8 protein-coding genes are annotated in these 9,499 nt (G+C 43.8%); 4 read left to right on the top strand and 4 right to left on the bottom strand.

Annotated features, from left to right (window positions below):
• Window positions 1-221 precede the first annotated feature (221 nt).
• On the top strand, window positions 222-446 hold the full coding sequence (locus tag B7L70_RS12945; protein WP_143701489.1) for a hypothetical protein: 225 nt from the start codon (window positions 222-224) through the stop codon (window positions 444-446).
• Between the two features lie 35 nt (window positions 447-481).
• The gene (locus B7L70_RS01760; RefSeq protein WP_143701488.1) at window positions 482-2,035 is read left to right on the top strand and encodes a zinc ribbon domain-containing protein; all 1,554 of its coding nucleotides are present in this window, start codon (window positions 482-484) and stop codon (window positions 2,033-2,035) included.
• Window positions 2,036-2,109: 74 nt separating this feature from the next.
• Here the strand turns inward: B7L70_RS01760 and B7L70_RS01755 are convergent, their stop codons facing one another.
• The 4 genes from B7L70_RS01755 to B7L70_RS01740 all read right to left on the bottom strand — a co-directional run bounded on the left by B7L70_RS01755 (window position 2,110) and on the right by B7L70_RS01740 (window position 6,665).
• Window positions 2,110-2,490 carry a roadblock/LC7 domain-containing protein gene (locus B7L70_RS01755; protein WP_081226181.1) on the bottom strand — a complete coding sequence of 127 codons (381 nt, stop codon included), beginning with the start codon at window positions 2,488-2,490 and terminating at the stop codon, window positions 2,110-2,112.
• A gap of 172 nt (window positions 2,491-2,662) precedes the next feature.
• Window positions 2,663-3,190, bottom strand: a complete 528-nt coding sequence (locus B7L70_RS01750) for a hypothetical protein (RefSeq protein WP_081226180.1) — start codon at window positions 3,188-3,190, stop codon at window positions 2,663-2,665.
• A 77-nt stretch (window positions 3,191-3,267) separates the two neighbouring features.
• A complete protein-coding gene (locus B7L70_RS01745; RefSeq protein WP_081226179.1) occupies window positions 3,268-3,846 on the bottom strand; it encodes a hypothetical protein in 579 nt (192 codons plus the stop codon).
• A gap of 29 nt (window positions 3,847-3,875) precedes the next feature.
• Window positions 3,876-6,665, bottom strand: coding sequence for an MMPL family transporter (locus B7L70_RS01740; RefSeq protein ID WP_081226178.1), 2,790 nt, complete (start codon window positions 6,663-6,665; stop codon window positions 3,876-3,878).
• Between the two features lie 43 nt (window positions 6,666-6,708).
• Here B7L70_RS01740 and B7L70_RS01735 point away from each other — a divergent pair, with 43 nt between their 5' ends.
• Both B7L70_RS01735 and B7L70_RS01730 read left to right on the top strand, forming a co-directional pair.
• A complete protein-coding gene (locus B7L70_RS01735) occupies window positions 6,709-7,584 on the top strand; it encodes an ABC transporter ATP-binding protein (protein WP_081226177.1) in 876 nt (291 codons plus the stop codon).
• Between the two features lie 38 nt (window positions 7,585-7,622).
• Window positions 7,623-9,392 (top strand): hypothetical protein, encoded by a 1,770-nt coding sequence (locus tag B7L70_RS01730; RefSeq protein WP_081226176.1) that lies wholly within the window; start codon window positions 7,623-7,625, stop codon window positions 9,390-9,392.
• The last annotated feature ends 107 nt before the right edge of the window (window positions 9,393-9,499 follow it).

The following is a 9,499-nucleotide window of genomic DNA, read 5'->3' as shown; positions in this document are numbered from 1 at the left end:
TTTTTTTTTTTTTTTTTTTTTTCGTCTTTCTTTCGTGTGTTTGTGCTTTGTTCCCCGTGGGTGTGGGTTTGTGGGGCCGCCGGGATTTGAACCCGGGACTTTCCGTGGTGGGTTGTTTGGTTTTATGGTGGTTGTGCCTTGGGTTTGTTTGGGTGGTTTGTTGGTCCTTACGTCAGTACTACTCTTGGTAGTTTTTCTATCATTGTTTTTGGTGCGTGTTGTTGTGTTGGGTGTTTGTTGTGGTTGCCGTTATTGCGTGTGTGGTTGGTGTTTCTGTTTTGTGCCCATGTTCGTGGTGCCTTATAAATCTAATTGATGAAATGATTGTTGGTGTGGGTTTGGGTGTCTACGTAATGGCTTGGCTGTTGGCTTATGGAGGTGTTGATTGCGGGTTATGGAGCCATGCCCATCGAGTATGTATGGTATCAGAATTGTGTGGCGGCTAAAGCAATGGGGGTGAGGAAATGCCTAGGTGATTGGCATGCCACCACAAACCACAACCAATGAAACAAGGAAACCACTACGTAGGTCCATTGCCGTCGAGCTTGAGACCACTAAAGAGCTCAATAAGCTACTCCACTCCATTGAGACCGCATACCTCAACATCGTTCGTGATGTTGCTGAATATGCCGTTGTGAACAATGTCACGAGTGCAACACAACTCCAGGGCTTGTTCTACAGCAAGTATAGGGGTGAGTATCAGGGCTTACATTCTCACCTAGTAATCCAAGCCATTAAACAAGCCTCTGAAATCGCCAAGTCATTCATCGCGCGAAGAAGAAAGGGCTTGGCGAGCAAACCCTACCCTGAGGTTAAGGCTGTGTCCATTAGGTTCACCGAGTTCACATGGGGTTATGAACAATTCGTCAAATCAATAGCCCCGGTTAGGCTTGAGCTATCCCTACTTGGTGGGAGGAGGGAGGTTTGGTTGAGGTTGCACAAGCGCTTCTGGCTCTACTGGTGGAGGGTACTAACTGGGGAAGCCGAGCTCGCATCTACGCTGTTGATTAAGCGTAGATTGAATAGGTGGTACGCAGTCTTCATCTTCAAGCTGAAGCCGAGGCAAGAGGTACCACAAAGCGTGGTGGCATTCGATATAAACGAGAACACCGTTGCGGTGGGCAGGATCGACATTAAAACCACCGTGGGCAAGGTGGTTGATTGGAATAGGCGGTACGCTACGCCGCAATTGTATGAAATAAGGACTGATTTCGGTAGGTTGGCTAGGAGATACGAAAAGATTAGGAATGCGATTATTGAGAGGCTAAAACCACACTTCACATTACCAAACGGTAAGTACGTGAATGTGACAAACACCAGGGAATACAGGAAGCGCGTGAAGATGTTGAGGGAGGGGAGGAGGAAGGATGGGAGGATAAAGCACGTTGCTAATGAACTAACAAAAACACCGGCAATCATAGTCACCGAGGAGCTTGGTGAGGAACCACAAGACGAGATGATTAATGGCGTGGGCAAGGGTGAGCTCAGGCATAGAATCAAGCAAATCCCATTTAAGGCTGTGGAGAGGGCTGTTGGGGATAAGACTTTGGAGAGGGGTTCGAGGATATTCCACGTATCATCATACAGAAACAGTAGGGTATGCCCAGTTCACTTTGTTAGGCTTAGGGAGACCAACGACTGGCACATTCTCTACTGCCCACTTGGTCACTATGTGAATAGGGACTACGCATCTGTGTTGAATATGATGTGGAAAGTAACACCGGAGGGATGGGTCAAAGGCGTATGGTGGAACATGAAGAGCCTGAGCAGGAACATGAACTGGAGAAAGCATAAAGGAAAATCAAACCCAATAATACCACACCCTATCGTGAATTACATACACGCAGTACTAAAGACCTTCACGGCCAGACTGGAGCGATGCCCTGCGATGCTGGCCCAGGGCGACCCCATGACCCGCCACCGGATGCAAAATGAAGGTGGCGGCGAGGAAACCTCCCAAAAAAGGGAGGAGGCCAGTCCATCGCAGATTGAACAGATGGTTACTGAGGGCAGGGTCGGCATATTCGCAAGATAGGCTAAGTCTGCAACATGATCTAGATTCATGTAATTACTGTAAATTATTTAATTATTTAAAATTCATATTTTTCTTTACTCCACGAGTATTTTTGTTAATTTATCTTTTAGTTTCTCCACTTCGATTAATATTAATCCCAGGTTTGGGTCAGGTTTTGCTATTGCTGCTAATATTAACTCCTTGCTTAATGGCGTAATTAGGAGCGTATTTCTCGTGTATTGTGCTACGTTTATTACTGATTCGCCAAGATTGAGTTCAGCACCTAACCTATCAATTGTGCTTCTGGCTATGGCAACCATGGCGCTGACTATTTTGGCATTGAATTCACCACCAACCTTAAATGCGACAGGTAAGCCATCACGCCTGACAACCAGGGCACCAACCACGTCTGGGTAAACCCTACCCATGAACTCCTCAAGTGTGTTTATGATTTCCTTACCTACACTGGATTCCATCAATGTCTATTGTGATTGGTTGTTTAAATACCTTTCTATTCTTTTCTTTATGAATTAAAGAGGACATGCAATAAAGCGTTCTAAATATTAGAGGATAAATAGTAAGCTTAATTATTTTTTATTTAGCATGAAAATACGAATTGAGTAAGCAAGGTATTTTGAACTTACGGTTCTAATGTATTGATTCAAGCAGTGCCTTGAGTAAGTTTACTGTGAATCTATGATCCATACTCAAGTAATCAAGTAGTAACCTATACAAATTAAATGGCAAAGAGCCTGCTAATAATGTTCTAACGAGGAAGAACTTCGCATCAGAATCTCCACAGGTCTTGGCAACCTCCATGGCTTGGAATGCTGCGAATATCGCGTATATCCCGGGATCCACATTGTACACGGTAAATATTGTTATTACATTGTCTGCATACTCACCGGCATCCTTAATACCAACCAACTTCTTACTTGCCTCCTGTATTTCCGTAAATTTACTAACTAATGCGTTCAATTCCTTATTTAATTCAGGGAATAGCTTAATGATTGAGTTTATGGCGTTCATTGTTATTGTTCCGTAATTCTTAAGTAAACAGTCGCTGGGTTTAGCATCGAGTGCCGTTAAGATTATGTGCTCAATGTACTTAACGATCTCCTTAACGTCTGCATTACCTGCAATTCCAACTATCGTGTTGGAATCCTGAGTGGTCATTAATTTTAAATTGGAATTGAATAATATATAAACATTGCGCGGTAAAAAATAGGAAGCAGAAAGCTCTTTAGACAATATTATTGACCAGCAAACCCATTGCCCAGTATATTGGGCAACTGAACTTTACTTAATATGGGTATTAGGAGCATGGAGGACGCTGCCGCAACAAGGGGTTTCCATGGAATTAACACCCTTGGCGCCCTCAATTCTATACCTACATTCTCAATAACATCGTTAATACACTCACCCAACGGCTTAATACATATCCTCCTGTAACTTGTGAATCCCTTAAGCGCCTCATATGCTTCATAGATCACGTTGAATCTGGGACCGGTTAGGTGCTGTAGATAATCCCTATCCACCTCAATCTCGGATTCCACATAACCATTATTGAATATCCTCACGTGTAACTCCCATGGCTCGTAAACCCTCTTCGCGAGACTGTATAGTTCACCCTTATTAAGAGCGAGCGATGTTTGTTTAAACCCCCGCCTAATGAGCCCAATTGCCGCATCATCAACCTCATCACTCGGTATCCTCACAACAAAAACGCTATCCCTCAACCCACGCATTATCATGCTCAGCGGTATACCGTATCTCCTACCATCCTCAAGGCGGACATACCGAGGTAGGTAAGCAATGTACTTACTACCCATGACTGAGAGTAGCAACTAGGGCTCTTAATTTACTTTTGGTTAAATGGCCACCAGTTGTATTTACCAAGTAGGACTATTATTGCGGGTACTAACAATGGCCTGACAAGGAAGGAGTCTATGATCACCGAAGACGCCACCGCAAGTGCGACTTGCTTAAGGATGTATATGCTCGAGAGGGCTAGGGATGCAAAGGCCATGGCTAACACCAATGCAGCCCCAGTGACCACCGGTCCCGTGAATTCCACAGCCCTGACTATGGCCTCATCATCACTATAGCCATTAATTATCTCCTCCCTGAACCTACTGATTATAAAGAGGTCGTAGTCAGTACCAACACTAAGCAGCAGCGAGATTAGGATCACCGGCAGTAACCAGTAGGTCTTCACACCCATGAGGCCTTGGAACACGGCTGTCGTGAGTGCTAAGGACCAGGTTATGCTCATGAGTACCGTGGACACCAGCCTGAGGGGTATCATTACCGACCTCATGTATATCGTGAGTATCACCACATTGATTGCTATCATCACGTAGAGTATCAACCCGTAGTACTCACGCTCAAAGCCAAGTACGAAGTAATATTTATACGATGGGGATCCGCCAACCAGCACCTTAACACCGTACTCTCTCGATATCTCGTTTGCCAACTCCCTGAGGCTTATGTATATGGGTATGAGCTTGTCCGATAGGGATTGCTGATTAACCGTAACCGTTATTATGTAAAGGTTTGTGCCGTTGTACGACATGAACGCATTAATTACATAGTTCTGCCCCTCAACACTCTTAAGTAATGCCAATGCGCTGGTTTCATTCCCATAAACCACCAGGTATGCCGTGGAGTAGTCGTAATTCCTAAAATGATTAATCAAGATGCTGAGCCCGATCTTGGCTGGGGTATTGGGCATGACCTGCACTGGGTCCGTGGTTATGCTTATGGTAGTCACCAGGTATATAAGTGCCACAATGGTTATTGCAAGAAATACTACCAACACCGTCTTTGGTCTCCTCACAGCAAACCTAGCCATCCTCGATAGGAAGGCAGTCCTCAATTCCACGGACTTCGCCCTCAGACCCATAGGCCACAATACCAAGTCACCAAGTAGTCTCATCGCCTCTGGCAGTACTATTGCTGTGGCTATCAACGTGAACGAAACAGCTATTATGAAACCTATACCTATATCCTGGATATACCCATACCTAGATATTGCGAAGCTACCAAGTCCAAAACCAACCACTGAGGCGCTGGTTAATATCGTGGGCCTCACCCTACTTAACGTTATCCTCAAGGCCTCATCCTTACTAAAGCCCCTAATCCTCTCCTCAAGGTACCTGCTCAGGATCAACATGCTGTAGTCAACGCCTATCCCGAATATTATGGGTGCGATCATGTAAACCGCTAGGTAGTAAAGCCTGAAATTCACGGCCCAACCATACAGCAAACCAAGTGATGCGAGGTATGACAGCCCAAGGGCTGTCAATGACACTATGGGTCCTATCAGCGTCCCCAGCATGGATATCATAGTCACGAATACGAGTATTGCCGTGGTCTTATCAATAATGTTTACATCGCTCGTAACTATCTTCTCAAGCTCGTACAAAATAACCCCAGTACTGACTGGATAAACCCAATCCTTCCTAACCAACAGGTTGTACACGTAATCCTCGTAATTGTTTGGTAATGTTATGAAGGCTACGGTGTAGATTCCATTTAGGAATTTTTGGGTTAGGTTATCCGGCAAGTTAAGGATGTTCGGTGGTGAGTATTGCCGCATTAATACTGTGGTGATGCCATTACGTACTTCATTAATTACTGAAATAACCACTGAGGTGTTATTATTGCAGGCAAGTTGGTAAATGTATGGTTTAAGCAGGACTGGTGTTTCATTAACGAACCCCTGGGCTATCAATAGCCTTAGCAGGTTAATGTTTGCGTTAGGCCCGATTAATGCAGCTAGTTTAAGCGTTGTCTCGTTAACGCCCTCCTCCATTAGCTTTTGATACACATAACCTGTGACATTACTTACTGAGTAAAGCCCTGGGTACTCCTGCCGAATAATCTCCTCATAATTATTCAATAATAATCCCGTCACGTTAGCCCTAATTAATTGATAAGGTGTTGGTGATGGGCCAAGAAGCCCCTTTAATTGCTTTAGCGTTTTATTGGCAAGCTCGTATACGTAGGGGCTATACCCATACTCATTTATGTAATCCCTCGTAGTTAATAGAAATAACGTATCCAGCGAGGCGTTGGGGTAGTTTCGTAGGTAGTAACTCCCGATTTCCTGATAAAGCAGTTGATCGTAATTCAGCGTAGCATTAAGCTCGTTCTCAATCTTTCTCGAAATATCACTCACCATTGAGTAGTACTCCCTATTTATTGATATTACCGCACGACATTGGTTATTCAATGACCAGTATAGGTTCCAGGTGCTTTGCGTGACATTGCTCATGATTTCGTTGGTGGCGTTATTTATGCTCTCGTTGTACCTCGAATAAACGTCATTATATACCGTAATTAAGTCAACCAGTGAAATATTTGGTGCATCTATTGAATCCACAACATTACCCACATAACCCAACCTACCCCATATACTACCAGACCCATTTAGTTTAATAACAACGATTAATGTGGTCTCGTTAGAAGAACCAATGTACCTATTAACAATGTTACTCACGATTATGGGCTCTATGTTGTTGGGCATGAGTTGTGTCTCGTCATAGGTCAATACACCGAAAACACGTCCTGAGTAGTAAGCCAGGTAAGTCATCACAAGAAGCCACGCTATAATCACCGCAATGGATTTGGCCCTTCGAGTATTCATTACATTGGATAAGGCATTTTAATTGGGTTAAATATCATTCTTTGTGATTAGTAATGAGGAGGTAGTTAGGCTGATTGATGTTGGTAAGAGGTATTACTTGAGTGGTGATGTTTATGTTGATGCATTGATAGACATAAACATGACGATTAAGGCCGGGGAGGTGGTGATAGTAATGGGCCCAAGTGGTTCAGGTAAGACGACACTCATGAACATAATAGGTACACTAGATAGACCAACTAGCGGTAGGGTTATTATTGATGGCGTCGATGTCACAGACAAGGATGAGAATTACTTATCAAGGTTTAGGCTAGAGAGGTTGGGCTTCGTGTTTCAACAATATAACCTAATCTCCCAACTCACAGCTCTTGAGAACGTAATGTTGCCCATGTTATTGACAGGTAGGTACACGAGGGAGGAGGCTATGGAAAAGGCAAGACTGCTTCTCGATCTTGTGGGCATTCCTGAAGTGGTAAATAAGAGGCCCAACCAACTCAGTGGTGGCCAGCAACAGATGGTTGCCATTGCGAGGGCGTTGGCTAATGATCCATCGCTTGTGATAATGGACGAGCCCACGGGCTCCATAGACCTGGCAAGCTCATACCTAATACTGGACCTCGTGCGGCTCCTAAATAGGTACTTAGGCATCACGTTCATAATAGCCACCCACAATATGGAGGTTGCCTCCATTGGTGGCAGGATCATCTACCTTAGAGGTGGTAGGATAATTGAGGAGAGTGATTTGAGGAGGATTAAGGAGGAGTTTAGTAGGTTGCGTGTTGACCCTGTCGTGGTTGCGAAGTCCTACCTTAGGGTACTGGATATCGAGGAGAGGAGGTTACGGAGACTTGGTCTTGATATGACGGATGTGGAGAGGAGGAGGAATTCAATCAACGATTTCCTGGGAAAACACGAAAGTTGAGTGAATAGGTTTAATTAAGGTGGTTGTTTTGTGAGGTTGTGAGGTTGAGGGGCGTATTACTGGTGATGATCATAGTCATACTAGCGATCAGCAGTATTGCACATGCTAATGAGGCTGTGAGGGGTTACTTCGTGGTTAATTATGTAACTTACCTAAACCCCAGTGGGCAGGCTACGAATTACTACATAGAATACTCACTAACACTTTACAATAATGAGCCATACCCAATACCATTAACAATCTCAATCGAGTTGCCGCAATACTCAAGCGTTCTCTATACGTCACCAACTGCTAACGTGACGAGTAATGAGGTTACGTGGGTAGTAAACCTACAGCCATATTCCGAGGAAACCCTTGAAGTTAGGTTCAAGCCCATATACACCGTATTACCAATAGCATCGCTTGACTATCAGGTACTCGTTAATGGAACCCCTGTAAATACGACAATAATTAACAGCGGTGTGGGTACTAAGATCAACCTACTCACTAACATAACGAACCTACTCCCATTCCCCACAATGACCACCATATCGCTAACAAGACAGTCAGGGCTCTATTACGAATACAACATAACCCCAACAATAACACAAAACATACTAGGTTATGAGGTGGATTATTGGTTATTTAGTACAAGCAATAATACATCGTTTGGGTTGGGAATGGTTGTCGAGGATTTGGGACCTTGGCACAGTATTAGGGTTAATCCGGTGGGTGTGCAGGTGAGTATCGACTTAAACCAGTCGATAAATTCCCTCAGGGGTGCTATTGATGAGTTAAATGCGACAATTAATCAATTAAGTGCCTTATCTAGCTCGGTGATTAATGCGTCCTCCACAGCCAATAACTATACGACCCAATTCCTACAGTTAATTGCATTACTCAATCAAACATCTAATGTGCTTGGTGCCTCAGCCTACTTAATAAACTCAACATTATTGGTAGAAAGCCTACTCCAAGCCCAACTAATTGAGTTGAAGATAGCACTCACGGCGGGAGGCCAGGTGCTCGGTACCGAGGCAAACGTAATATCGCAATTAAGGAGCTCATTAAACCCCATTGTTGGTAATGAGCAGAGCTACATCAACGCGTTGAATACGTTAAAAAATGACCTATCACAGATCGAGAAATTCACGAACAATAGCACCCTAGATGCTGAGATAAATAACACAATAAATGCAATAAATCAAGTCGAGAATTTAATAATAATGCTCAACCAGGTATACAATAACCTTGGTGAGATACAGAGTGAGATAAGCTCTACACAAGCTCAGGTTAACCAGGCTGTGGAAGGGTTAAATTACGCGATATATGCAGCAAACGAGAGTGAGGCTTTGATAATCAGCATATCGAAGAGTCTATACCTATTACATAACGAGTTGAACAACCTTACGAACCAACTACTAAGCACGTACCTGGGTGTGGCATCATACCAAGCAAGGGCTATGTCTTACCTCATGCAAATAAGTAATTACGAGGGAGAACTTAGGGGTATGATGTTGGAGGATGAGGTTAGGATATCCGTGCTAAACGCGCTCGCCAACCAATACCTAGGTTACCTACGGATTAACAATACCAATGTAAGTGTCGACGTAACCATTGAAGAGACGTTCATAGTGGAGATGCCCTCCATAGTAAATACCCAATACCTACTGCAATTACTTAACAAAACAGCGGTGCAGGGCAATAAAACCACTAGTCACGGAGTTAGTATGGTGACCGCAATACCTAATCACTTAATTTACCTAGTAGTCCTAGGTGTCTCGATTGCCGTATTACTCATCACGTTTATCATTAGGAAACTACATTAAGAACACTCGGTTGTGAATAGCCCTTACCCTAATGATTCTTACCATTACCTAAGGACCTAATTCCCTCCCAAGTTGATCTATTTTCATTAATCACACCAAACTTATTT

Source organism: Vulcanisaeta sp. EB80, assembly GCF_002078205.2.
The sequence above is the reverse complement of the archived record's forward strand: the minus strand, read 5'-3'. Positions and strand labels throughout refer to the sequence as shown.